Genomic DNA, 24,468 nt, shown 5'->3' with positions numbered 1-24,468 from the left:
TGCGGTCGATTCTTTCGTAAAGCATAGACCCTGGCTGCGTGGCTTCTCCATGATCGCCGCGCTCGGCTGCTACCATGCCCGGGTTCATCCGAGGGGGACTTGCATGAGAGACGAAAGCGCGCGGTTGGCTGTTCCGCGGAGGTGGCTGCGATGAGCGACGTGCGGATTCTGGTGCCGGGGCTGCGCGATGCCCTGGTGGCGGCACGCGCCGCCGGGGGCGGCGGGCTGGCGGTACGCTGGCTGCGGCAGCTGCTCGCGCGTTCGCGCGCGGCGACGCCCGCTGAAACCGTCACGGGGGTGCGACCGGACGAACCGCCCGGCTGGGAGCGGACCCTCGCGCAGGCGCTGGGATATACCGAACCCGGAAACGGAGGAGAGACGGGGTCCGCCTTGCGTACCTGGCTGGCCAGTCCGGTCGCACTGAATGCCGGCATGCGGGACCTGACCGCCCGCCCGGTGGACGGGGTCGCCGATACCGATCGGGAGGCCCTTTGGGCGGCCGCCGCACCGGAGCTGGAAAAGGTCGGGGCGCGGCTGGATCAGTCGCCGCAGGGCTTGTGGCTGCTGTCGATGGCCGCCGCGGGTGCCGACGGCGCCCGCAGCCCGTCGGCGGGCTGGGGCCGGCCGATGCCGGCCGCCGGCCTGGACAGCGAGGCCGCCCGCAGCCTGCAGGTGCTGGGCAACGCGATCCAGATGGCCTGGTTCCAGCATCCGGTCAACCAGCAGCGCGAACAGAGTGGTCTGGACCCGGTGCAGGGGCTGTGGTTCTGGTCGCCGGGCGACCCGCCGCCCGTCGCGCCGGCCGTGCAGATCGCCGGTGGCGGCATCCACGCCCGCTGGCTGGCGGAGACCGCGGGGGCGGACTGGAATCCCGATCCGGCGTCGGGTGGCGACGTGATCGTGATGGATTCGCTGGACGGTCCGGCGAGCCCGGAACGCATGGCCGAGCTGCTGTCCTCGCTGGTGCTCGAGGTCATCGCCCCGCGCGCCGCCGGCCTGCGCTTCGGCCGAACCGGGCGTCTGGAGATCGAGGATCCACTGCTGCCACCGGCGGAGGGCCCGCGTCGCATACTGCGCGGACGCGATACCTGGGCGCTGTGGCGCCGGCGGATGCCGTGGCCCGGTCTGTAACTCCATGCATGAGTGATACCACGCAGGCGGCCGGGCTTGGTATACTCCCGGGCTTTTTCCGCACGGGGAAACACCATGGAACTGAGTCCGCTCTACAGCCGGATCGAAGACCTGCAAGGCCGCATCGACGGCCTGAGGGGGTATCTTTGACTACGCTGGCAAGGAAGAACGGCTGGAAGAAGTCCAGCGCGAGCTGGAAGAAAACCCGGACATCTGGAATCAACCGGAGCAGGCCCAGGCCCTGAACAAGGAACGGGCCCAGCTGGAGGGCATCGTCCTCAACATCCGCGAGATCACGGATGCACTGAAGGACAGTCGCGAACTGCTGGAGATGGCCGAGGCCGACGATGACGCGGAAACCGTGTCTTCGGTCGAGGCGGATGTCGCGGGGCTGACCGCACGCGTCGAGGCCCTGGAGTTCCGCCGCATGTTCTCCGGCGAGATGGACGAGGCCAATGCCTACGTCGACATCCAGGCCGGTTCCGGCGGCACCGAGGCGCAGGACTGGGCCAACATGCTGCTGCGGATGTATCTGCGCTGGGCCGAGAGCAAGGGCTTCAAGGTGGAGGTCACCGAGCTCTCCGAGGGGGAGACCGCGGGGATCAAGAGCGCGACGGTGCGTGTCGAGGGCGACCATGCATTCGGCTGGCTGCGCACCGAGACCGGCGTCCACCGCCTGGTGCGCAAGTCGCCGTTCGACTCCGGCAACCGCCGCCATACCTCGTTCGCGTCGGTGTTCGTCTCGCCCGAGGTGGACGAGAACATCGAGATCGAGATCGATCCGTCCGATCTGCGCGTGGATACCTACCGTTCCTCCGGGGCCGGCGGGCAGCACGTCAACACCACCGATTCGGCGGTGCGCATCACCCACGAACCCACCGGCATCGTGGCCGCCTGTCAGGCCGGACGCTCGCAGCACAAGAACCGCGAGATGGCGATGAACCAGCTGCGGGCCAAGCTGTACGAGCAGAAGATCCAGGAGCAGAACGCGGCCAAACAGGCGCAGGAAGAGACCAAGTCGGACATCGGCTGGGGCAGCCAGATCCGTTCCTATGTCCTGGACCAGTCGCGGATCAAGGATCTGCGCACGGGCGTGGAGGTCGGCAACACCCAGGGCGTGCTCGACGGCAACCTCGATTCCTTCATTGAAGCCAGCCTGAAGAGCGGGCTGTAACCCCCGGAAAACCCTCGATGACCGAAACAACCGACGAGAACAAGCTGATCGCGCAGCGCCGCGCCAAGCTCGACGAGCTGCGCACGGCCGGCAACGCCTTCCCCAACGACTTCCGCCGTGATGCCCTTGCGGGCGAGCTGCATGCCGCGCATGGCGAGACCGAGGGCGAGGCGCTGGAGGCCGGGGGCATCGAGGTCTGCGTGGCCGGGCGCATGATCGGCAAACGGGTGATGGGCAAGGCCAGTTTCGTGCGCCTGCGGGACATGAGCGGGGACATCCAGCTGTTCGTGCAGCGCGATGCCCTGCCGGAAGGGGGGTATGCGGCCTTCAAGCAGTGGGATCTGGGCGACATCGTCGGCGCGCGCGGTACGCTGTTCCGCACGAAGACCGGCGAACTGACCGTCAACCTGACCGAATTCCGCCTGCTGACCAAGGCCCTGCGGCCGCTGCCGGAGAAGTTCCACGGCCTGACCGATCAGGAGGCGCGCTACCGCCAGCGCTACGTGGACCTGATCACCAGTCCGGAATCGCGCGAGCTGTTCCGGCGGCGTACGCGGATCATCCGCTTCATCCGTGACTACTTCGAGGACGCGGGTTTTCTCGAGGTGGAGACCCCGATGATGCAGGTGATCCCGGGCGGGGCCACTGCACGTCCGTTCGTCACCCACCACAATGCGCTGGACATGCCGCTGTACCTGCGCGTGGCCCCGGAGCTGTTCCTCAAGCGCCTGGTGGTGGGCGGGTTCGAGAAGGTCTTCGAGATCAACCGCAATTTCCGTAACGAGGGGCTGTCCACGCGGCACAACCCCGAGTTCACCATGCTGGAGTTCTACGAGGCCTTCGTGGACCACCATGCGCTGATGGATCGCACCGAGGCGCTGCTGCGCGGGCTGTGCGAGCACGTGCTGGGGACCACCACCGTGGAATACCAGGGCGTGACCTACGAGTTCGGCCGGTCGTTCGCGCGCATGACCGTGCGCGAGGCGATCCTCGCCCACAACGACGACATCGCGGACGCCGACCTGGACGACATCGAGCGCGTGCGTGCGCACTGCGAGCGCAAGGGCATCGAGGTGAAGCCGGGGGTCGGGCTTGGCAAGCTGTGGACCGAGCTGTTCGAGGCCACCGCCGAGAATCAGCTGCACGACCCGACGTTCATCACCGCCTATCCCACCGAGGTCTCGCCGCTGGCCCGGCGCAACGACGACAACCCGTTCGTCACCGACCGCTTCGAGCTGTTCGTCGGCGGGCGCGAGATCGCCAACGGGTTCTCCGAGCTCAACGACGCCGAGGATCAGGCCGAGCGTTTCCGCGAGCAGGTCGCGGAGAAGGACGCCGGTGACGACGAGGCGATGCACTTCGATGCCGACTTCATCCGTGCCCTGGAGTACGGCCTGCCGCCCACTGCCGGGGAGGGCATCGGGATCGACCGCCTGGTGATGCTGCTGACCGACTCCAGCTCCATCCGCGACGTGCTGCTGTTCCCGCACATGCGCCCGGAAGCCTGATTCCGCCGGCCGATGCTCGGGCGAGGGCGTGACCGGGGGGCGGTGCGCGGGTCAGGGTTTGTCCGGGGTAATGACGCCCCGCGCGAGCAGCCCGGCGCACTGTGCCGCGGGGGCCGGGCGGGCGAGCAGGAACCCCTGGAGCGTGTCACAGCCGGCGGCTTCCAGGAAACGCTGCTGTCCGATGTTTTCCACCCCTTCGGCGACGGTCTCCAAGTTCAGGTTTGTGGCAAGGCTGAGGACCGTACGCACGATGGCCTCGCCGCTGCCGCCATTGTCGAGGTCGCGCACGAAGCTGCGGTCGATCTTGAGCACGTCCAGCGGGAAACGCTGCAGGTAGGCGAGTGACGAGTACCCGATGCCGAAGTCGTCGAGGGCCACCCGCAGCCCCATGTCGCGAAATGCCCCCAGGGTGTGGATGACCCGCTGAATGTCGGCCATCAACATGCTCTCGGTCACCTCGAGCTCCAGCGCATCGGCCGGCGTGCCGGTTTCGGCGAGGATCCGGCGGATCCGCCGCGGCAGGTCCCGGTCACGGAACTGCGGGGCGGCCAGGTTGATGGAGATCCGCGGCGAGGGCAGTCCGCTGGCCTTCCAGCGCTGATGCTGGAGGCAGGCCTCGCGCAGGATCCATTCGCCCAGTTCCCGAATCAGTCCGGTTTCTTCCAGTACCGGGATGAAGGTCCCCGGCGACAGCACCTGTCCGTTGGGATCCTGCCAGCGGAGGAGGGCTTCGAGACCGGTAATGCCCCCGTTCCCGGCCTCGACCCGCGGCTGATAGTGCAGGAAGAAGCCTTCCTGCCGGTAGACGGCGCGCCGGAGCTGGCCTTCCAGGGCGACCCGTGCACGCGCCGTGGTGTTGCGTTCGCCGGAGCAGAAACGCAGTCCGTTACCGCCTTCCCGTTTGGCCTGATCCATGGCGGCACCCGCGCGGCGCAGCAGCTCCTCGGGTTCGCTGCCATCGTCGGGGTAGAGGGCCGCCCCGGCCGAGCCGGGAACGTAGACCTCTTCGCCATCCATCGCGAAGAGTTCCTTCAAATGATCCACCAATCCGGCCGCCTGGCGGACCAGGGTTTCGGCCTCGGCACTGTGGCCCAGCACGATGCCGAATTCGTCGCCACCGATCCGGGCCAGGGTGTCGCCTTCCTCGAGGGCGCCTGCCAGACGCTGGCTGACCCGCTGCAGCAGTGCGTCGCCGGCGGCGTGGCCGAGCCCCTCGTTGATCCCCTTGAAGCGGTCGAGGCCCAGATGGAGGATCAGCAACGGCGAACCGCGGTCGCGGGCGTATTCCATGCTTTCGTTCAGACGCTGCAGGAACAGTTCGCGGTTGGGCAGCCCGGTCAGGGGGTCGTGCCAGGTCAGGTATTGCAGCCGGTCTTCGGTCTCGCGGCGTTCGGTGATGTCGTGCACGATTCCGGCCATGCGCCGTGGACGGCCCTGCTCGTCGAAACGCACGGTGCCACGCTGATAGACCACCCGCGTGGTGCCGTCCGGGCGGCGAATGCGGTGTTCGATGTCATATTCCGGACCGTCCGGACGCAGGGAGGCATTGATCGCCTGCTGGACCCGCTCCCGGTCGTCGGGGTGAACGGCCGCCATGAACGATTCGTGGTTGGCACCCCACTGATCCCGGGTCATGCCGAAGATGCGATAGACCTCGTCCGACCAGCGGATCTCGTCGTTTTCGAAATCCGAGATCCAGGAACCCAGATGGGCGATGCGTTGCGCCTCGGCAAGTTCGGCCTCGCGCTGTTCCAGCGCTTCGCGGGCCTGGTGGCGCTCGGTGGAGTCGATGCCCAGGGTCTGCAGGTGGGTGAGCCGCCCGTGCTCGTCGAAGAAGGCGCGGGAGGTCCATTCGACCCAGCGCCGGGTACCGTCCGCCCGAATGACCGGGTTTTCGATGATCCGGACCGGCTGTTCCGGCGTGAAGCGCGCCAGGTCGGCGAGGTTGGCCTCCTGGTGTTCGGGGGGGGGGCAAATCCTCGATCCAGCGCCGGCCGACCAGATCCGCCCCGAAGTATTCCCGCGCCATGCGATTGGCGAACAGGATGGTGGTGTCGGGCCGGTAGACCGTGATGATGTGCGGGTGGTCCTCGATCAGGCTGCGGTAATCGATGACCAGTGTATCGTCGGGCCCGTATTGATGTTGATCCGTTTTCATCCTTGATCCCTGCCTGGTGCCCGATCGCCATTGGCTCATTATGGAGATGGAAATTCGCCCGGTGCAATCGCGCCGGATCCGCCCGGCGAGTCCGGTTGCGCGAAACGCCGTGCGCAGATCGGGTATCCTTGTGAATCTGAATCCGTACTCAGGGAGCCATCAATGCAGCCCTTTGCCTCGCGCAATGTCTTCGGTGAGGAACTCGAGCCCTGTGGCCGCGACCCGGTGACCGGGTTCTATCGCGACGGGCGCTGTGCCACCGGACACGACGACACCGGCATCCATACGGTCTGTGCCGAAGTGACGCAGGCGTTTCTGGATTATTCCCTGGCGCAGGGCAACGATCTGGTGACGCCGATGGAGGCCTTCGGCTTCCCCGGGCTCAAGCCCGGAGACCGGTGGTGCCTGTGCGCCGGCCGCTGGGTGGAGGCGTATCGGGCCGGTGTGGCGCCGGGGGTGTATCTGCGGGCGACCCACGAGGAAACCCTGGCGATCATCCCGCTGGACGTGCTGCAGGCGCACGCCCGCGATCCGGCAGAGTAGCGCGGACGCGTTCGCGTACGCCTCAGGCGGGGCGGGCCAGATACCAGCGGATGACCGCCCAGTCGTAGGCCGCGTGCGCGATCATCACCACCACCAGGTTCTCGGTCACGTGGTAGACCCAGCCGAGATACAGGCCGATGAGGGTGGCGAACACGAAGTACAGATGGCTGACGTAGTGCGCCAGCCCGAACAGCACCGAGGCCAGCAGGATCGCGGCCCCGGGCGGCAGGTGCAGACCCAGCCACTGCTGCAGCACGCCGCGTACCAGAAGCTCCTCGCCGACCCCGGCGAGCACCGCGATCAGCACTACCGAGCCGGCCGGGGCCCCGCGAAACAGCAGATCCAGGAATTCCTGCAGCTGTGCCCGAATGTCGCGAAACGCCGGGTGGTCGGTCCAGCCCAGCACGGCGACCAGCAGGAACATCGGGGTGGTGACCAGGAGGCCCAGGGCCACGGCCTCGATGCTCCAGTCCATCGCGCCCAGCAAAGGCACTCCGGCGAGCGCCGCCAGCGCGAACGCCACGGGGATGAGTGCACCCTGGAACAGGGCCCCGGCGAGCAGGGGATGACGGGCGATGAACGGTCGCAAGGTGGCGGGAGGGGCAATGGTTGGTTGCGGGTGAGCGGGTCGGCCGGCCGGGCGATCGCCGCGGCCGGCAGTCCGCCCGGGGCTTTGCCTCAGGCCAGACGCGCGCGGTGGTCGAGGATCACGCGCACGCCGTGACGCTTGCCGCCGGGCAGGGCACCGAGCACGTCACGGCGCTCGGACTCCGCCAGGTGTTCGCAGGCCTGCGCCAGACCATGGCTGGGCAGACGGTCTGCGAGCCGTGCCAGGGTATCGGGATCCAGCGCCTGCAGCACCTCGGCCTGCGCCCGTTCAGTCAGCTTGAGGAAGCGCATGCGGGCGGCGGCCAGCTGGCCGGCGTCCAGCGCGCCCTGGATACCCGCCACGGCGGGGTCGGGACGCATGTCGGCCCAGTGCACGCCCCCAGCGGCATGATCGCCGCGGAATTCAGTGACCGTGGGGAAATCCTGCACGGTGTCCATTGCCAGTTCGGTCATCTTCGGTCTCCTCGCATCGATTCAGTGAAATTAACCAACAACACGATGCGAAGGCCGTCCGGAGGTCCCCGATCGGGGAGCGGGCGGTGGGGCAGGCACGACCCGGTCACTACCGGGATGATGTGCGGGAACCCGTGATCCGGCGCGTATCCAGGTCACGACGGACCGGGTTCCGGGGCCTCGTTCAGGCGAGGACGCGGCGGGTCCGGGTCCGACGGACAGCTGGATACACGTCATCCGCCGCGCCGGCGGCCTTCGTGCATCGGCAACTGCAACTGTCCATGGGTGTCGTCATACCTCGTATGGCTCAACATGCGCTCGTGGCACCCGGCCACGAACGGGCGCGAATCATAGCGAAAGCGCGGGTGGCGAAACAAGCCTTGCGGCGGAATGCGTTGACAGGTTCCGGTGCGGGTTATAGTTTGACCCGTTTCCCGGCGCGCGCCGGATCAGGGTGCGCGTATCCTGATCGCGCCGGTCGCCAGCGCCGCAAAGCCTACGCCCGGTGATCCCGGGCCCAATCAGGAATCGACCCGTGACCGACGTCTTTCCCCGCATCGAGCGACTGCCCCCCTACGTCTTCAACATCGTGAACGAGTTGAAGGCCGAGGCACGAGCTCGCGGCGAGGACATCATCGATTTCGGCATGGGCAATCCGGACCAGCCGACGCCGAAGCACATCGTCGACAAGCTGACCGAGGCGGTACAGCGCGGCGACACCCACCGTTATTCGGTGTCGCGCGGGATCCCGCGGCTGCGGCGCGCCGTCACCCGCTGGTACCAGGACCGTTTCGATGTGGAACTCGATCCGGAAACCGAGACGATCGTGACCATTGGCTCCAAGGAAGGGCTGGCGCATCTTGCGCTGGCCACCCTGGGGCCGGGGGATGCGGTACTGGTGCCGAACCCGGCGTATCCCATCCATCCTTATGGCTGCGTGATCGCCGGCGCCGACGTGCGCCACGTGCCGCTGACGCCGGACGTCGATTTCTTCGCCGAGCTGGAGCGCGCGATCCGCGATTCCTGGCCCAAGCCGAAGATGCTGATCCTGAACTTCCCGGGGAACCCGACCACGCAGTGCGTGGATCTGGAGTTCTTTGAACGGGTGGTGGAGATCTGCCGCGAGCACGGGATCTGGATCGTGCACGATCTGGCCTATGCCGAGATCGCGTTCGATGGCTATCGCGCCCCCTCGATCCTCGAAGTGCCGGGCGCCAAGGACATCGCGGTGGAGTTCTACACCCTGTCCAAGACCTACAACATGCCCGGCTGGCGGGTCGGATTCATGTGCGGCAATCCCACGCTGGTGGCGGCCCTGGCGCGCATCAAGTCGTATCTCGACTACGGCACCTTCACGCCCATTCAGGTGGCGGCGATCTCCGCACTGGAAGGGCCGCAGGACTGTGTCGACGAGATCCGCGAGACGTATCGCGTGCGCCGCGACGTGCTGTGCGACGGCCTGAACAAGCTCGGCTGGGCGGTGGAGAAGCCGAAGGCGACCATGTTCGTCTGGGTTCCGATCCCGGAGCCCTATCGCGAGATGGGGTCGCTGGAGTTCGCCAAGAAACTGCTGCGGGACGCGAAGGTGGCGGTCTCGCCGGGCATTGGTTTCGGTTCCTACGGGGACGATCACGTGCGCTTCTCGCTGATCGAGAACGAGCAGCGCACGCGCCAGGCCCTGCGGGGGATCAAGGCGATGTTCCGGGCGGATTCCGTCCTCGCCGATGCCTCCGCGTAACCAGGCATTCGAAGACCAAAACCCGGATGCGGTGCATCCGGACGATCAGGGAAACAGGATCATATGACGCCGGTAAAGATCGGAATTCTCGGACTGGGAACGGTGGGCTGCGGCACGGTGAACGTGCTGGCCCGCAACGGGACCGACATCGCCGGGCGCGCCGGCCGCGGCATTGAAGTGGTGGCGGCCGCCGCCCGCGACATCGAACGGGAGCGTGACTGCGACACCACGGGGATCCGCCTGACCACCGATCCGGCGTCGGTGGTGGAGGACCCGGAAGTGGAGGTGATCGTCGAGCTGATGGGCGGAACCGATGCCCCGCGCGACCTGGTCGTGCGGGCGATCGACGCCGGCAAGCACGTGGTCACCGCGAACAAGGCGATGATCGCCCTGTACGGCAACGAGATCTTCGAGCGCGCCCATTCGCGCGGCGTGATGGTGGCGTTCGAGGCAGCGGTCGCCGGCGGCATCCCGATCATCAAGGCGATCCGCGAGGGCCTGGCGGGCAATCGTATCGAATGGCTGGCGGGGATCATCAACGGGACCGGCAACTTCATCCTGACCGAGATGCGCGACAAGGGTCGTGACTTCGAGGACGTGCTGGCGGAGGCCCAGTCGCTGGGTTACGCCGAGGCCGATCCGACCTTCGACGTGGAGGGCATCGATGCCGCCCACAAGCTGGCGATCCTGGCGTCCATCGCGTTCGGGATCCCGCTGCAGTTCGACCGCGTGGCGGTCGAGGGCATCAGCGGCATCACCCGCGAGGACGTGGGCTTCGCCGCGGAGCTGGGGTACCGCATCAAGCATCTGGGCATCGCGCGGCGCATGCCGGACGGCTACGAACTGCGGGTGCATCCGACCCTGATCCCGGAACGCCGGCTGATCGCCAATGTGGACGGGGTGATGAATGCCGTGCTGGTGCAGGGCGACGCGGTGGGGCCCACGTTGTACTACGGCGCCGGAGCCGGTGCCGAGGCGACCGCCTCGGCCGTGGTCGCCGATCTGGTGGACGTGGTGCGCGCGCTGACCACCGACCCCGAGAATCGCGTGCCGCATCTGGCGTTCCAGCCGGACGCGCTGTCGGAACGCCCGGTGCTGGCGCTGGAGGATGTGCAGACCTCGTTCTACCTGCGCCTGCGTGCCCAGGATCGTCCGGGGGTACTGGCCGACATTACCCGGATCCTGGGCGAGCATGGCATCAGCATCGAGGCGATCCTGCAGCGCGAGCCCGACCCGGAGCGGGGCGAGGCGACCATCATCATGCTGACGCACGCCGTGCGCGAGGGCGCGATGAACCAGGCGATCACGGCGGTGGAACAACTGCCGCACCTGCTGACACCGATCACGCGTATCCGCATGGAAGCGCTCTGAACAACCAACCGATCCGATCCACGACACGAGAATCCGCATGGCCCACGGACACCGCTACACCGGACTGATCGACCGCTACCGCGATCGGCTGCCGGTCCACGACGACACCCGCGTGATCTCCCTCGGCGAGGGGGCCACGCCGCTGATCCGGCTGAACAACATTCCCCGCGAGCTGGACAGCGAGGTGGAGATCTACGTCAAGTACGAGGGTCTGAACCCCACCGGCTCGTTCAAGGACCGGGGCATGACCATGGCGGTCACCCGCGCGGTGGAAGAGGGTTCGCGGGCGATCGTTTGCGCCTCCACCGGTAACACCTCGGCCGCCGCCGCGGCCTATGCCGCCCGCGCGGGGATCACTGCGTTCGTGGTCATCCCGGACGGCAAGATCGCGATGGGCAAGCTGGCGCAGGCGATGATGCACGGGGCCACGGTGATCCAGATCGCCGGGAATTTCGACGACGGCATGCGGCTGGTCAAGGAGGTGGCCTCGAATACCCCGGTGACCCTGGTCAATTCGGTCAACCCGTACCGTCTGCAGGGGCAGAAGACCGCGGCCTTCGAGATCATCGAGGAACTGGGCCGGGCACCGGATTATCACTGCCTGCCGGTGGGCAATGCCGGCAACATCACCGCACACTGGATCGGCTACAGCGAGATGGCCGCCCGCAGCAGCGAGGACGTGACCGACGCCTGCGCCTACTGCCAGGGGCACTGCAAGTATGCCGGCGGCGGCATGGTCGGGAACCGGCCGCACATGGTGGGCTATCAGGCCTCGGGTTCGGCGCCGTTCATGCGCGGGGCCATGGTGGACGATCCCGACACCGTCGCGACCGCGATCCGCATCGGTCACCCGCAGTCCTGGGACATGGCGTGGAAGGTGCGCGAGGAATCCGGTGGCTGGTTCGACGAATGCGCGGATGACGAGATCCTGGCCGCGCAGAAACTGCTGGCGGAGAAGGAAGGAGTGTTCTGCGAACCGGCCTCCGCCGCCTCGCTGGCCGGTGCCCTGCGCGACATTCGCTCGGGGCGAATCCCGGCGGGGTCCACCGTGGTCTGCACGCTCACCGGCAATGGCCTCAAGGACCCGGACACCGCGATCAGTCAGAGCGTGGTCCAGCCGACGCGGGTGCCCGCGGAGCTGGACGCCGTGTCGCAGGCGATCCGCGACAACCTCGCCTGAAGCCGTCGGCCTGAACCCCGGGGGCCGATTCCGGCCCCCGGGCAGGGTCAGTTTGCCGGTCGTTCGGGGATCTCGATCCGGGCGGCCTCGCGCAGGCGTTCGATCTCTTCCTGGATCGCGCGGCTTTCCAGGATCTCGATCAGTTCGGCCCGCACGTCTTCCATGGGCGGCGGGTCGACCGGGCGCGTCTCCTCCAGCCGGATCAGGTGCCAGCCGAAGCGGCTTTCCACCGGATCCGTCGTCGTCTCGCCGGGTTCCAGGCGCTGCACGGCATCGCTGAAGGCCGGCACCATGCGGCCGGCTTCGAACCAGCCCAGGTCACCTCCGCGTTGGGCGGAGCCGGGGTCGGTTGAATGCGTTTCGGCCAGCTCGGCAAACGAAGCCCCGTCCTCGAGTTCGGCCAGCAGGTCCCGGGCGGTCTCCTCGCTCTCGACCAGGATGTGGCGGGCGCGGTACTCCTCGGCGGCCATCTGCTCCACCTGCCGCTCGTATTCGGCGCGCAGGTCGTCCTCCGTGAGTTCCAGTTCGGCCGTCAGGCGTTCCATCATCTCGGAGGCGAGGAAATTGGTGCGGACCATCTCGAGGATTCGGCGCGTTTCTTCTTCCTCGTGCAGGCCACGCCGCTCGGCTTCCTGGCGCAGCAGCCGCAGGCTGATCAGTTCGTCGATCACGCCATCATCGCCGGCCAGCCCGGGGTCGTCGTCCAGGCCGGAATAGGTAAAAACATCGGCCCGGGTGATCGGTTCGCCATCGATGCGCGCGAGGATTTCGGCGTCTTCGGTCGTCGTGGCGGCATCGGTTTCGTGGCCATTGCGTTCGTCAGACGGACCATCGTTGCCGCAGGCGGCAAGCGAGGTGACGGCGGCCAGGATCGCGGCCGCGAGCAGGCCGCGGGGTGCGGACAGGGGGAACGTTGATGCGGCCATTCAGAACACCTGCTTGAAGGGGCGGACATCCACCGAGGCATACACCCCGGCCCGGACATAAGGATCGGCATCGGCCCATTCGCGGGCCGCTTCCAGCGACGGGAATTCGGCGACGATCAGGCTGGCGCTGAAACCGGCCGGCCCCGGATCGGGGCTGTCGATCGCGGGGCACGGACCGGCCAGCACCAGGCGTCCGGCATCGCGCAGGGCCTGCAGGCGTTCCAGGTGTTCCGGACGCGCCGCCAGGCGGGCGTCCAGCGAATCGGGGGCATCGTGGCCCTGGATCATGTAGAGCATCGGCATTCCGTGTCGGGGGGACAGGCGGGCATTGTAACGTCACGGGCGGGTGCGGCGTGATGGTCGGGTCACAGTTGCGCTACACTGCGCGCTTTGTCCGATCTGCGGTTCCCCATGAGTACGTTCGCGATCCACCCCGAGAATCCCCAGCCACGGCTGATCCGCCAGGTCTGCGACCGGCTGCAGGAAGGTGCGGTGATCGCCGTGCCCACCGATGCCTGTTATGCGCTCGCGTGCCTGCCCGGTGACAAGACCGGCGCCGATCGCATCCGCCGCATCCGCGAGGTGGACGAGACCCATCATCTCACCCTGATGTGCCGTGACCTGTCCGAACTGGGGGTGTACGCCAAGGTGGACAACAGCGCCTTTCGGCTGATGAAAACCCTGACGCCGGGGCCCTACACCTTCATTCTCCCCGCCACCCGCGAAGTCCCGCGGCGGTTGCAGCATCCCAGGCGCCGGACGATCGGACTGCGGGTGCCGGACAGCCCCATCGTGTCCGCGCTGCTGGCGGAACTCGGTACGCCGCTGATGTCCGCCACCCTGCAGCTGCCGGGGGACGATACCCCGCTGACCGAGGTGTGGGAGATCGAAGAGCGTCTTGCGCATGCGGTGGACGCGATCCTGGACGGAGGAGCAGGGACGCTGGAGGCCACCACGGTGCTGGACCTGACCGGTGACGGCGTGGAAGTGGTGCGACAGGGCCTCGGGGACGTGGCCTTTCTGGAAGAATAGCCATGCGTAAATGGATCATCCTGGCCGCTCTGGTGGTCGCCATTGGTGCGGCATGGCCCTGGTACGTCGGGGGACAGGTGGAAGACACCCTCGACGCGCGCATGGAGCTGCAGGCGGACGGTCTGGAGCTGCGCCACGAGCCCGTTCGCTACGAGCGGGGCTATCGCGAGGCGCGTGCGGAAGGAACACTGCACCTGCGTCGGGGCGAGGACGCTTACGAACTACCGGTGGTGCACGAGGTGCAGCACGGGGTGCTGGGCGCGAGGATCGCCACCCGCCTGGATCACGCGGCCCTCGACGACGCCCTCGCGGAGCATGACGGGCTGGCCGCGATCCTGCAGCGTCTTGCGCCCGAGGCGGAGAGCCGGACCGGCCTGGGTGGCGGCGTCACGACCCGCCTGCGCGTGCAGGATACGCGCCTGGATGTTGCGCAATGGGCGGCAGTGGCACCGCTCCGGGACGCGGAGGGCCCGCTGTGGCTGGAGTTCGAGGACGCGCTGGGGCAGTTCGCCTGGTCGGACGAGCAGGCGATGGCGAGTCTGTCGATCCCGCGTCTGCGACTCGATCAGGCGGACGGAACCCTGGTGTTCGAGGGGCTGCGGCAGGTCCTGGCGCTGGAGCCCGACGCCGACGGGGTCTATGGCGTGCTTCCGGATTATGAAGGCGGCGTGGCGGCCGACCGGATGGAATGGACGGGTCCGGGATGCGGGGGCAGTCTGCTTCTGGAGCGTGCCCGGATCAATGCATTCCAGAGCACCCATGGCGACCGGCTGGACTCCCGGGCGCGTCTGGAGATCGACCGGATGACGGTGACGCGGAGCACGCAGCGTCTCGTGCGCCAGAGCGGGCCGATGGATCTGCAGCTGGGGCTGGAGCGCTGGGACCGCGCAGCCGTGGAGCAGCTCGCCGGAACCCTGCGTGACCCGGCGCACCGGCGCCAGGAGGCCGAGCAACGCCGCGATCTCACCCATGCCGCGATGATCGATGCCGTGAGCCAGTCGCTGGAGCGCAGCCCGGCGGTGACGCTCGGGGCGATCATGAACGACGAGCCGGAGCAACGGCTGGAGCTGGAGGGCAACCTGGTCTTTTCCGGTACGCCCGAAGGCTTCCGCATGCGCCCGGTGGAGGCGATCGCGCTGGACATGCAGGCCGCGGTCGGGCTGCAATGGCCGGAGTCGCTGGCCGGGCTGACCGACCCGCAGCCGTTCGGCCGGGTGCTGGCCGCGGCCGAGGCGGATGCCTGGCTGGAACGCGACGGCGAGATCCTGAGCGGGACTCTGGCGATGCGTGACGGCCGCATCCACGTCAACGAGCGGGACCGCACCGCCAGTGCCCTGGGCCTGCTGTTCGCCGCCGCCGGCGGCATGTTCTGACACCGACCATCTCAGCCTCATCAGTCAACCATCAGGAAGGATCGCGACCGTGACCACCAATCAGGGGACGAATCAGCGTGTCATCTCGGGGATGCGGCCCACCGGGCGTCTGCATCTCGGGCATTATCACGGAGTCCTGAAGAACTGGATCGAGCTGCAGCATAACTACGAGTGCTTTTTCTTCGTTGCGGACTGGCATGCGCTGACCACGCATTACGAAGACCCGGGCGACCTGCAGCAATACGTGACCGAGATGGTGATCGACTGGCTGGCCGCGGGGGTGAGTCCGGGATCGGCCACCCTGTTCGTGCAGTCGCGGGTGCCGGAACATGCCGAGCTGCATCTGCTGCTATCCATGATTACCCCGCTGGGCTGGCTGGAGCGGGTGCCGACGTGGAAGGACCAGCAGGAACAGCTGCGCGAGAAGGATCTGGCGACCTACGGGTTTCTCGGCTATCCGGTGCTGCAGAGTGCCGACGTGCTGGCCTATCGCGCCGGCATGGTGCCGGTGGGCGAGGACCAGGTCTCGCACCTGGAGGTCACGCGCGAGCTGGCGCGGCGCTTCAACCATCTGTACGGGCGCGAACCCGGGTTTGCCGAAAAGGCCGAGCAGGCCGTGGACAAGATGGGCAAGAAGGCAGCCAAGCGCTACCGCGATCTGCGCAAGCGCTTCCAGGAGCAGGGCGAGGACGAGGCCCTGGAGGTCGCCCGGGCGATGCTGGAATCACAGCAGAACATCTCGCTGAAGGACCGCGAACGGCTGTTCGGCTATCTCGAGGGCGGGGGCAAGATCATCCTGCCCGAGCCGCATCCGAAGCTGACGCCCACCGCGAAGATGCCCGGGCTTGACGGGCGCAAGATGTCCAAGAGCTATGGCAACACCATCAGCCTGCGGTCCGAGCCGCAGGAGGTGGAAAGCCAGATCCGGACCATGCCCACCGATCCGGCGCGGGTGCGCCGCACCGATCCGGGGACGCCGGAAAAATGCCCGGTGTGGGAGCTGCACCAGGTCTACACCGGCGAGGACAAGCGGGGCGAGCTCTACGAGGGCTGCACCACCGCCGGGATCGGCTGCCTGGACTGCAAGAAGCCCCTGATCGCGGCCATCCAGGAGGAGCTGGAGCCGATCCAGCAGCGCGCGCGCGAATACGCCAGTGATCCGGGGCTGGTGCGCTCGATCATGGTCGAGGGCTCGGAGGCCGCGCGCGAAGAGGCGCGCGAGACCCTGGAGGAGGTCCGGCGCGCGATGGGGCTGGACTACCTGCGGTAGAGCCGGTGAGCGAACACGCCGAAGACGCCAGCGTCGACCCCGTTGATCCGGCCGCCGCCGGGGAGGGCGAGCACGTCTGGCGTGTTCACGGCGAACCGGTCGCGGAGCTGCCCGAGGACCTGTACATCCCGCCGGATGCACTGGAAGTGTTCCTCGATTCCTTCGAGGGGCCGCTGGACCTGCTGCTGTACCTGATCCGCCGGCAGAACCTCGACATCCTGGCGATCCCCATCGCCGAGATCACGCGCCAGTACATGGCCTACATCGAGGTGATGCGTGCCCTGCGCCTGGAACTGGCGGGCGAATACCTGGTGATGGCGGCACTGCTGGCCGAGATCAAGTCGCGCATGCTGCTGCCACGCCCGGCGGAGGCGGACGCGGAAGACGCCGGTGATCCGCGCATGGCGCTGATCCGTCAGCTGCAGGAATACGAGCAGTTCAAGACCGCGGCCGAACGCCTGGACGCGCTGCCGCGCATGGAGCGGGATTTCTTCGCTGCGGGCGCTGCGACCGACGCACTGGAAGGCCCGCCGCCCCCGGCACCGTCGCTGGATGCCCTGATGGACGCGCTCGCCGGGGTGATGCGGCGTGCCAGTCTGAACGCCCACCACCACGTGGCCACCGAACAGCTGTCGGTGCGCGAGCGCATGACCCGGCTGCTGCAGGAGCTGGACAGCGAGACCTTCACCGACTTCGTCGGCCTGCTGGAACGGGCCGAGGGCCGCCAGGGAGTGGTGGTGTCGTTCCTCGCCATCCTCGAGCTGGCCAAGGCGGGGCTGGTGGAGTGGGGCCAGAGTGAACCCTACGCCCCCATCCGCCTGCGTCGGCGCGGCGGCGACGCCTGACCCCGACGCGCCCCGCCGCCCCATGTCCTCCCTTCCTCGGGGCTGCGGTCAGCTCGCGTGGTGGGTGGACGTGGCGCCGCGATCGAACGCCCCCTCGTACAGGCGCAGCAACGCCGGGATCACGAACAGTACCAGCACCGTGGCCACCGCCAGCCCGAACACGATCGAGATCGCCATCGGGATCAGGAACTGCGCCTGCACCGAGCGCTCGAACAGCAGCGGGGTGAGGCCCGCGATGGTGGTGACCGAGGTCAGGATGACCGCGCGCAGGCGCTGGCAGGAGGCCTCGATGATCGCCTCGCGCAGGGCCAGACCGCTCTCCCGCAATCCCTGGTAGAAGCTGACCAGGATGATGGAGTTGTTGACCACGATCCCGGTCAGGCCGAACAGGCCGAACATCGACAGCACGGTCAGCTCCACCCCGAGGATCCAGTGGCCCAGCAGGGCACCGAGGATCCCGAACGGGATGATCGCCATCACGATCAGCGGCCAGCCCCAGGAGGCGAAGACCCAGGCGAGGATGATGTACATCAGTCCCAGCGCCAGCACCAGGCCCGTGCGCATGTCGGCAAACGTCTCCTCCTGATCCGCCGCGCGGCCCTCGAAGGACCAGTCCACCCCGTGGCGCTCGGCGACCGCGTCCAGCGGACCGTCTTCCAGCGCGGCGCGGATGCGCGCGGCATTGTTTACCGAGCGGTCGACTTCGGTGGATACCTCGATCGCGAGGCGGGTATCGGCATGCCGCAGGGTCTCGAAGCCGGGACGGGATGCGAGTTCCGCCACGTTCTCCAGCGGGGTCAGCTCGCCGTCCGGCAGGCGGATCTGCAGGCGGTCCAGGCTTTCCGTCGCATGGCGTTCGTCGTCGGGCAGACGCACGCGCACCTCGACCTCCTCCAGGCCATCCTGATAGATCTGCGCCAGATGGCCGTCGTAGGCGTCGCGCAGCTGCGCGCCGAGCTGCTCCGTGGTCAGTCCGAGGGCGCGGCCTTCCGGCAGGATGCGGAAGGTCAGCTGCTCGCGGCCGAACGGGGTGTCGTCCTGGGTGGCAAAGGTGCCCGGGAACTCGTCGAACAGATCGGCCACGTCCAGTGCCGCGTCCTTGAGGATATGCGGGTCATCGCCGGTCAGACGCACTTCGAGATCGCGCCCGGGCGGGCCGGCCTGACGCTCGTCAATAGAAAAGGTCTCGATGCCGGGGGCCTCGCGGACGTTGTCCCGCCATGCCTGGATGAACGCCCGGTTGCGCACCTCGCGGGCCTCCGGCGAGATCAGCTCGACCTGGATGTTGCCGAACTGGTCGCCCTGCGGGGCGTTGCCGTCGCCGGGGTCGATGCCGCGTCCGAGCCGGGTCACCGAGGCACGCACCAGGCCGCCGCCGAGTTCCTCGTCGGTTTCCTCCAGCGCCTGTTCGACGTGGATGAGGAATTCTTCGACCCGTTCCGGCGGGGTGCCGGCCACGAAGTTCACGCCGGCATTGACGACCGTGCCCTCGGGCGAGGGGAAGAAGGTGAAGCCGATGCGTCCGGATGCCGCCAGGCCGATGGCCAGGATCACCGCGCCCACCGCCAGGGCGAGGGTGACCCCGGAGTGGTCCACGGCGCGCGTGACGGCACGGCGGAACGGGCCGTTGCGCAGGTTTTCGAAACCCCGGTCGAAGCGCGCCCGCAGGCTGCCGGCCGGCGGTTCCTCGAGGCGATCCATCACGCCCTTGAGATGGGCCGGAAGGATCAGGAAGGCGATCAGCAGGGTGGCCACGATCACGCAGATCACCACCAGCGGGATGTCGAACAGGATATTGCCGATGATCCCGCCGATCAGCATCAGTGGCATGAAGGCCGCGACGGTGGTCAGTGACGCGGCGACGACCGGACCGACCATCCGCTGAGCACCCTGACGTGCCGCCCGACTGGCCGACAGGCCCCTCTGATGCAGGCTGTAGGCGTGCTCGGAGACGACGATGGCGTTGTCGACGATGATCCCCAGCGACATGATGAAGCCGAACAGCGACATCATGTTGATCGAGCCACCCACCAGCCACAGCACCACGAATGCGGCGGTGAAGGCGATCGGGATGCCGAGGGCGACGCGCAGGGCGATGTGGCGGTTCAGGAACAGGAACAGGATCCCGAGCACCAGCAGGAGTCCACCGGCACCGTTTTTCAGCAGCAGGGTGATGCGTTCGGACAGCAGCTCCCAGAACGCATCGGTTTCCTGGAGCTGGACACCCGGGGGCAGGGCGGGCCGGGTGCGCTCCAGCCACTGTTCGAGGATGCGCGCGGAATCCAGGGCGTCGCCGGTCTCGCTGCGCAGCAGCTGCATCTCGATGGCCCGCGTACCCTGGGAGCGGACACGCACCTCGCCGTCGCGGGGGCGCAGGTCGATGTCGGCGATGTCGCCCAGCAGCACCCGACCGCGTTCGGGGTCGCCCTGCAGCACCAGGCGTTCGAAGGAGACGATGTCGCGGGCCTGCTCCAGGCTGCGCAGCTGTCGAGCGGTGTCGTCGCGTCCGACCGAGCCGGCGGGCATGTCGCGGCTCATGCCGGCGACGGCCGTGCCGATGTCGGCCAGGGTCATGTCCAGGCGGTAGAGATTGAAGGCCGGCACCTGGATGGCCATCTCGTCTTCCGTGAGGCCGGTGAATTCGACCCGCGCGATGCCGGCGTCCAGGAGCTCGCGTTCGTACTGCCGAGCCAGGGTCCGCAGCTGTTCCGGGTCGTCGGGGCCGGTGATCAGCAGGCGCGAGACCGGCTCGTAGTTGATCACCTGATTGACGATCGGGGTCTCGGCATCCGCCGGCAGGTTGCGCTGCTGATCGACCCGGTCGTTGACCTGTTCCAGCGCATGCGACATGTCCGCGCCGGGTTCGAACTCCAGGGTGATGGTCGCCACGCCCAGCGCGGAGGTGGAGGTCATCTCGCGCAGGTCGTCGACCGTGCGCAGGTCCTGCTCCAGCGGGTCGGTAATCGACTGTTCCACGTCTTCGGCGGCAGCGCCCGACCACACGACCTGGACCGTGATGATGTCGAGATCAAAATCGGGGAAGAACTGCGAGTTCAGCTGGTTCAGGGCATAGGCGCCCGCCAGCAGCATCAGCGCGATCAGCAGGTTGGCGGCCAGCCGGTGTTCCAGGAACAGCCGGATCGGACCGCGCCCGGCCGCGCCCTCCGCATCGCCCCCGGCCGGGGCGCCGCCCGGCATGGGTGCGCTGGTTTCACTCATCGCCGGCGTCCTGCGGCTGGAGGTCCGGGTCGCCTTCGCGCACGGCTTCGGCCGCGGTGGGCAGGTCCTCGCGGTCCTCGACCTCCACGCGCAGGCCATCCACCGCATTGGGCAGGCGGGTGGCGATCAGGACGTCGCCGGCCGACAGGTCCGGATTGCGAACCAGCGCCAGGGTGTCCCCGGCCTCGCTGCGGTATTCGCCCAGACGTTCGACGTTCAGGGACTGCAGGCGGCCGTCGATTACGCGGAACATGGTGTCGCGCCCGTACAGGGCCTCGAACGGAACGGCCAGGCTGTCGTCTTCCTCGGGCAGGCGCAGGTTCAGTTCAAGGAAGCGGTTCAGACCCAGCGAGCGCCCGCCTTCGCGGATCGCGAACACACCGTGCGAAGCGCTGGCGCCGGGCCGGGTTTCGCCTTCGATGCGGACCAGCTCGCTGGTGATCTCGCGGCCGCCGTTGCGGGCCGAGGCTTCCAGCGTTCTCCCCTCCGCCAGCAGCGCCTCCAGCCGCGGTTCCAGCGACACGGGAAGTCCGGCCCGGATCTCCACGTCGTCCACGTCGAACAGGCGTACCAGTTCGTCGCCCACCCGGGCGCGTTCGCCCGGCGAGGTCCGGACGGCGGTCACGCGGGCATCGAACGGGGCGCGGATCTCGGTGCGTTCCAGGTCCAGTTCGGCCTGTTCGGCCGCGGCCCGCGCCCGGTTCAGCCGGGCCTCGGCCCCGGCCAGCCGCATGGGGGCGTCGGCGATCGCCTGTTCCCGGTTCTGGATGGTGAGTTCGGCCTGCTGCAGGCGCTCCTGGGCTTCGTCCACGTCACTGTCGGATGCCATGTCGCGTTCGCGCAGGTTGCGGGTGCGTTCGAGGTTGCGGCGAGCAATCTCGCGCAGTTCGCGTTCGCGCACCAGGGCCTCGCGATCGAATCGCGCGCGCAGCTGTTCGCTTTCCAGCGCGCCTTCGAGTTCATCGACCTCGGCGCGCGCCTGCCGCAGGGCCAGGCGCGCCTCGGCCGGGTCGATCCGGACCAGGACGTCGCCCCTGGCGACCCGCTGGCCTTCGCGCGCGGAGACCCGGGCCACGTCGCCCTGTACTGCGGCTCGCAGGGTCGCGTCGTGGGCCGAGGCACTGCGCCCGTAGAGCATCACCGAGGGCTCATGGGTCCGGGGTTCGGCGACGAAGCCGCGCACCGGCCAGGCGCGTTCCTCGCCCTCGGGGGCGGGGGCCTCCGGGCCGGTGGCGCGCAGGATCATGAATCCGGCCACGCTGAGCGCGACGATCAGTACGGGGATGAGGGCACGGCCGACTCGCGGCATGACACGGGACATGCAGTTCTCGCTCGGGTCCTGGGCTGGATGGGGCGCGGGCCTGATGCCCGGGCCTTGGAGACGGTGCACCGGATGAAGTTCCCGTCCGCGGGAGACCGGTATCAGTGTCTCCTGATATGGCCAATCCTAACATCGGCGGCACGAGGGCCGCAGGCGTGGGGAATGCCTTTCTCAGGCCAGGTTATAGCGATGCAGCTTGCGCCACAGGGTCGTGCGGTCGATTCCGAGACTGCGCGCGGCCCGCGAGCGGTTGCCATTATGAGCGGCAAGGGCCTGACGCAGGCGCCGCGCCTCTTCGGATTCCCTCGGGGATACCTGCGGGGCCGCGTCCGTGGGGGGCACTTCCGGAAAAGCCGTTGCCGGGGTGGCGGCCTCCGCCGGTGGTGACACGGTCCCGGGAGGCCGGCCTTCGGGCAGGGGGAAATCCTCCACGTGACCGTTGACCGCGTGCAGCTGGAGGCAGGCGAACACGTTCTCCAGCTCGCGGAAATTGCCGGGCCAGGGGTGGGCTTCCAGTTTGCGCCGCAGCGCCGGCGCCAGCTTCAGCGCGTGTTCCTCGACGAAGCGGTCGAGGGTGGCGGCCAGGTCGTGCGGCCGGGTCCGCAGGGGCGGCAGCTCCACCGTGGCGACAGCCAGGCGGTAGAACAGATCGGCGCGGAACTGTCCCGCATCCACGCGGGCCTGGAGGTCCTGATTGGAGGCGGAAAGGATGCGTACGTCCACCTGCCGCGTGCTGTTCTCGCCCACGCGTTCGAATTGTCCGTCCTGCACCGCGCGCAGCAGCTTGGCCTGCAGTCGCAACGGCAGTTCGCCGATCTCGTCGAGGAACAGGGTGCCGCCGTGGGCGGATTCGAAACGGCCCTCGCGATCGCTCACCGCCCCGGAAAAGGCCCCGCGCACATGGCCGAACAGCTCCGATTCCAGCAGCTCGTCGGGGATGGCCGCGCAGTTGACTTCGACGAAGGGTCCGGCGGCACGCGGGCTCCATTCATGGATGCCCCGGGCCAGTCGGGTCTTGCCGGTTCCCGACTCGCCCAGCAGCAGCATGCGAATGTCGCTGCCCGCCGCCCGGCGGGCGAAGACCATCTGATGATGGCAGTCCGGATCGGCCGAACGGAACGCGTCCGGCAGACCCTCCCCACGGTTCATTTTCATGGCCTTCCTCTCCGGGAAATTCACCGGGAGTATGGCAGCGGCGTTGCAACGCCGCCACCGTTGTTGCAACAAAAAAATTTTCGGCAGTAACAGATGCTTATATTCGAATCTCCGGGTGCCACGTGTTGCAACACCCTGAGTGCGCCTTGTTTTTTCACGGAGACAAATATCTGAAATTTAATAATATTCTAATATTGGCATCTCTCTTGCTTGTGTCGAGGCGTGCTTTTCTTTACAACGGAACAACACGAAACGGAACAGGCACGCTGTCGGGGGGAGGTGCGAATGACGCTGATGCGAACGGCCAGCCTGATGCTGTGTATGGTCACCGTGGCCGGCACGGCCGGTGCACAGACCGCCTGGACGCCGGCCCAGAGCGCGGGAACCACGAGTCCGGACCGTACCGGTATCCATGTCGCGCAGCCGCTCGCCGCGGAGCGCCATACCGTCAGCGGCACGGTGATCCCGTTCAGTGAAGTGACCCTGCGGGCGCAGTCGGGGGGCCGGGTGATCGCGGTTGAAGGGGTCGAGGGCGACCGCTTCGAGGAGGAAGAAGAGCTGGTCGCGATCTCCGACGATCGCCTCCAGGCTCAGCGCCAGGCGGCGCTCGCCGAGATGCGCACCACCGAGGCGGCGATCCGCGAAGCACGCATGCAGTACGACCGCGAGGTCATTTCCCCGCGCTCGCAGGACATCGGGCAGATGCCGGGCATGGGCATGCCGTCGATGTTCGACCAGGTGTTCACGCGCAACATGGGGCAGTTCATGGGATTCGGTGACCCGACCCTGGACCGCACCACGGATCTCTTTTCCCGCCACATCGGCGTCGATCAGGCCCGGGCGCGCTGGGAACAGGCCCGGGCCCGCGTCGAGGAGCTCGACGTCGCGCTGGAAGACACCCGCTCCCGCGCTCCGTTCGACGGGGTGATCATGCACAAGCACGTGGAACAGGGCGATACCGTCCAGCCCGGGCATCCTCTGGTCACCTTCGGGCACCTGGATTACCTGCGGGTGGAGGCCGCCGTGCCGGTTCGCCTGGTGCGTCAGCTGGACGTGGGCGACATCGTGCCGGTGACGCTCGACGGTCATGCCGAGGAAGTCAACGCCCGGGTCTCGCGGATCTTCCCGCTGGCCGATCCGCAGCGCCATACCGTGACCGTGAAGTTCGATCTGCCGCAGGAGGTCCGCGGCGGCCCGGGCATGTATGCCGAGGTGCATCTGCCGGGCGAAGTGACGCGCGAGGACCGGGTGGTGATCCCGGAGAGCGCGATCATCCCGGGCGGGGCCTTGCCGCGCGTGGCCGTGCTGGATGCCAATGACGAGGTGCGCATCCGAATGGTCCGGCTGGGGGCATCGCGTGATGGCGGCGTGGTCGTGACCTCGGGGCTGGAGCCGGGGGCGCGGGTGCTGCAGCACCCCGGCGGCCGCCATTGATGCGCTTCGAACTCGGACAATGACAGGA

General features: G+C 67.9%; 19 protein-coding genes and 1 pseudogene. 12 read left to right on the top strand and 8 right to left on the bottom strand.

Annotated elements, in window-relative coordinates; all coding sequences use genetic code 11:
* The first annotated feature begins 150 nt into the window (after nucleotides 1-150).
* From F620_RS0107610 to lysS, 3 genes are all read left to right on the top strand, one after another.
* The gene (locus F620_RS0107610; RefSeq protein ID WP_019570077.1) at nucleotides 151-1,131 is read left to right on the top strand and encodes a hypothetical protein; all 981 of its coding nucleotides are present in this window, start codon (nucleotides 151-153) and stop codon (nucleotides 1,129-1,131) included.
* 75 nt (nucleotides 1,132-1,206) lie between these two features.
* A protein-coding gene (gene prfB, locus F620_RS0107605; RefSeq protein WP_155984440.1) for a peptide chain release factor 2 occupies nucleotides 1,207-2,305 on the top strand; the annotation gives its coding sequence in 2 pieces (ribosomal slippage) (nucleotides 1,207-1,278 and nucleotides 1,280-2,305; 1,098 coding nt in all).
* Nucleotides 2,306-2,322: 17 nt separating this feature from the next.
* Complete coding sequence (gene lysS, locus F620_RS0107600) at nucleotides 2,323-3,813, top strand: lysine--tRNA ligase (RefSeq protein ID WP_019570075.1); 1,491 nt, start codon at nucleotides 2,323-2,325, stop codon at nucleotides 3,811-3,813.
* A 51-nt stretch (nucleotides 3,814-3,864) separates the two neighbouring features.
* On the opposite strand, the pseudogene F620_RS14275 reads toward lysS, so the two are convergent.
* A pseudogene (locus tag F620_RS14275) lies at nucleotides 3,865-5,971 on the bottom strand (putative bifunctional diguanylate cyclase/phosphodiesterase).
* A 162-nt stretch (nucleotides 5,972-6,133) separates the two neighbouring features.
* On the opposite strand from F620_RS14275, the gene F620_RS0107585 reads away from it, so the two are divergent.
* Complete coding sequence (locus F620_RS0107585) at nucleotides 6,134-6,514, top strand: DUF2237 family protein (RefSeq protein WP_018869605.1); 381 nt, start codon at nucleotides 6,134-6,136, stop codon at nucleotides 6,512-6,514.
* Between the two features lie 22 nt (nucleotides 6,515-6,536).
* Here F620_RS0107585 and F620_RS0107580 read toward each other — a convergent pair whose 3' ends face one another.
* Both F620_RS0107580 and F620_RS0107575 read right to left on the bottom strand, forming a co-directional pair.
* Entirely contained in the window at nucleotides 6,537-7,103 is a 567-nt protein-coding gene (locus tag F620_RS0107580) for a CPBP family intramembrane glutamic endopeptidase (protein ID WP_019570072.1), read from the bottom strand.
* A gap of 89 nt (nucleotides 7,104-7,192) precedes the next feature.
* Nucleotides 7,193-7,576: a magnesium transporter MgtE N-terminal domain-containing protein gene (locus F620_RS0107575; protein WP_019570071.1), complete on the bottom strand. Its 384-nt coding sequence runs from the start codon at nucleotides 7,574-7,576 to the stop codon at nucleotides 7,193-7,195.
* 535 nt (nucleotides 7,577-8,111) lie between these two features.
* Between F620_RS0107575 and alaC the strand changes: the two genes are divergently transcribed.
* From alaC to thrC, 3 genes are all read left to right on the top strand, one after another.
* Nucleotides 8,112-9,314, top strand: coding sequence for an alanine transaminase (gene alaC, locus F620_RS0107570; RefSeq protein WP_019570070.1), 1,203 nt, complete (start codon nucleotides 8,112-8,114; stop codon nucleotides 9,312-9,314).
* Nucleotides 9,315-9,377: 63 nt separating this feature from the next.
* A complete protein-coding gene (locus F620_RS0107565) occupies nucleotides 9,378-10,685 on the top strand; it encodes a homoserine dehydrogenase (RefSeq protein WP_019570069.1) in 1,308 nt (435 codons plus the stop codon).
* Between the two features lie 37 nt (nucleotides 10,686-10,722).
* Nucleotides 10,723-11,865, top strand: a complete 1,143-nt coding sequence (gene thrC, locus F620_RS0107560; RefSeq protein WP_018869600.1) for a threonine synthase — start codon at nucleotides 10,723-10,725, stop codon at nucleotides 11,863-11,865.
* A gap of 47 nt (nucleotides 11,866-11,912) precedes the next feature.
* Here the strand turns inward: thrC and F620_RS0107555 are convergent, their stop codons facing one another.
* Nucleotides 11,913-12,791, bottom strand: a complete 879-nt coding sequence (locus F620_RS0107555) for a peptidylprolyl isomerase (protein WP_019570068.1) — start codon at nucleotides 12,789-12,791, stop codon at nucleotides 11,913-11,915.
* Entirely contained in the window at nucleotides 12,792-13,088 is a 297-nt protein-coding gene (locus tag F620_RS0107550; RefSeq protein ID WP_018869598.1) for a YciI family protein, read from the bottom strand.
* 114 nt (nucleotides 13,089-13,202) lie between these two features.
* Here F620_RS0107550 and F620_RS0107545 point away from each other — a divergent pair, with 114 nt between their 5' ends.
* From F620_RS0107545 to F620_RS0107530, 4 genes are read left to right on the top strand one after another with little or no spacing between them, the layout of a single operon-like run.
* Nucleotides 13,203-13,823 carry an L-threonylcarbamoyladenylate synthase gene (locus F620_RS0107545; protein ID WP_019570067.1) on the top strand — a complete coding sequence of 207 codons (621 nt, stop codon included), beginning with the start codon at nucleotides 13,203-13,205 and terminating at the stop codon, nucleotides 13,821-13,823.
* A gap of 2 nt (nucleotides 13,824-13,825) precedes the next feature.
* A complete protein-coding gene (locus F620_RS0107540) occupies nucleotides 13,826-15,196 on the top strand; it encodes a DUF945 family protein (RefSeq protein ID WP_019570066.1) in 1,371 nt (456 codons plus the stop codon).
* A 49-nt stretch (nucleotides 15,197-15,245) separates the two neighbouring features.
* Complete coding sequence (locus F620_RS0107535; RefSeq protein ID WP_018869595.1) at nucleotides 15,246-16,466, top strand: tryptophan--tRNA ligase; 1,221 nt, start codon at nucleotides 15,246-15,248, stop codon at nucleotides 16,464-16,466.
* Between the two features lie 5 nt (nucleotides 16,467-16,471).
* Nucleotides 16,472-17,311, top strand: coding sequence for a ScpA family protein (locus F620_RS0107530; protein WP_018869594.1), 840 nt, complete (start codon nucleotides 16,472-16,474; stop codon nucleotides 17,309-17,311).
* Nucleotides 17,312-17,359: 48 nt separating this feature from the next.
* Here the strand turns inward: F620_RS0107530 and F620_RS0107525 are convergent, their stop codons facing one another.
* The 3 genes from F620_RS0107525 to F620_RS0107515 form a co-directional block, all read right to left on the bottom strand.
* Nucleotides 17,360-20,530, bottom strand: a complete 3,171-nt coding sequence (locus tag F620_RS0107525; protein WP_026331350.1) for an efflux RND transporter permease subunit — start codon at nucleotides 20,528-20,530, stop codon at nucleotides 17,360-17,362.
* The gene (locus F620_RS0107520; protein ID WP_026331349.1) at nucleotides 20,523-21,839 is read right to left on the bottom strand and encodes an efflux RND transporter periplasmic adaptor subunit; all 1,317 of its coding nucleotides are present in this window, start codon (nucleotides 21,837-21,839) and stop codon (nucleotides 20,523-20,525) included. The genes F620_RS0107525 and F620_RS0107520 overlap by 8 nt, the downstream gene beginning before the upstream one ends.
* A gap of 183 nt (nucleotides 21,840-22,022) precedes the next feature.
* Nucleotides 22,023-23,006, bottom strand: coding sequence for a sigma-54-dependent Fis family transcriptional regulator (locus F620_RS0107515; RefSeq protein WP_019570063.1), 984 nt, complete (start codon nucleotides 23,004-23,006; stop codon nucleotides 22,023-22,025).
* Nucleotides 23,007-23,291: 285 nt separating this feature from the next.
* On the opposite strand from F620_RS0107515, the gene F620_RS0107510 reads away from it, so the two are divergent.
* Nucleotides 23,292-24,440: an efflux RND transporter periplasmic adaptor subunit gene (locus F620_RS0107510; RefSeq protein ID WP_019570062.1), complete on the top strand. Its 1,149-nt coding sequence runs from the start codon at nucleotides 23,292-23,294 to the stop codon at nucleotides 24,438-24,440.
* Nucleotides 24,441-24,468 lie beyond the last annotated feature (28 nt).

Source organism: Thioalkalivibrio sp. ALE11, assembly GCF_000381205.1.
Lineage (GTDB): Bacteria > Pseudomonadota > Gammaproteobacteria > Ectothiorhodospirales > Ectothiorhodospiraceae > Thioalkalivibrio.
This window is presented reverse-complemented; position numbering and strand designations above follow the sequence as displayed.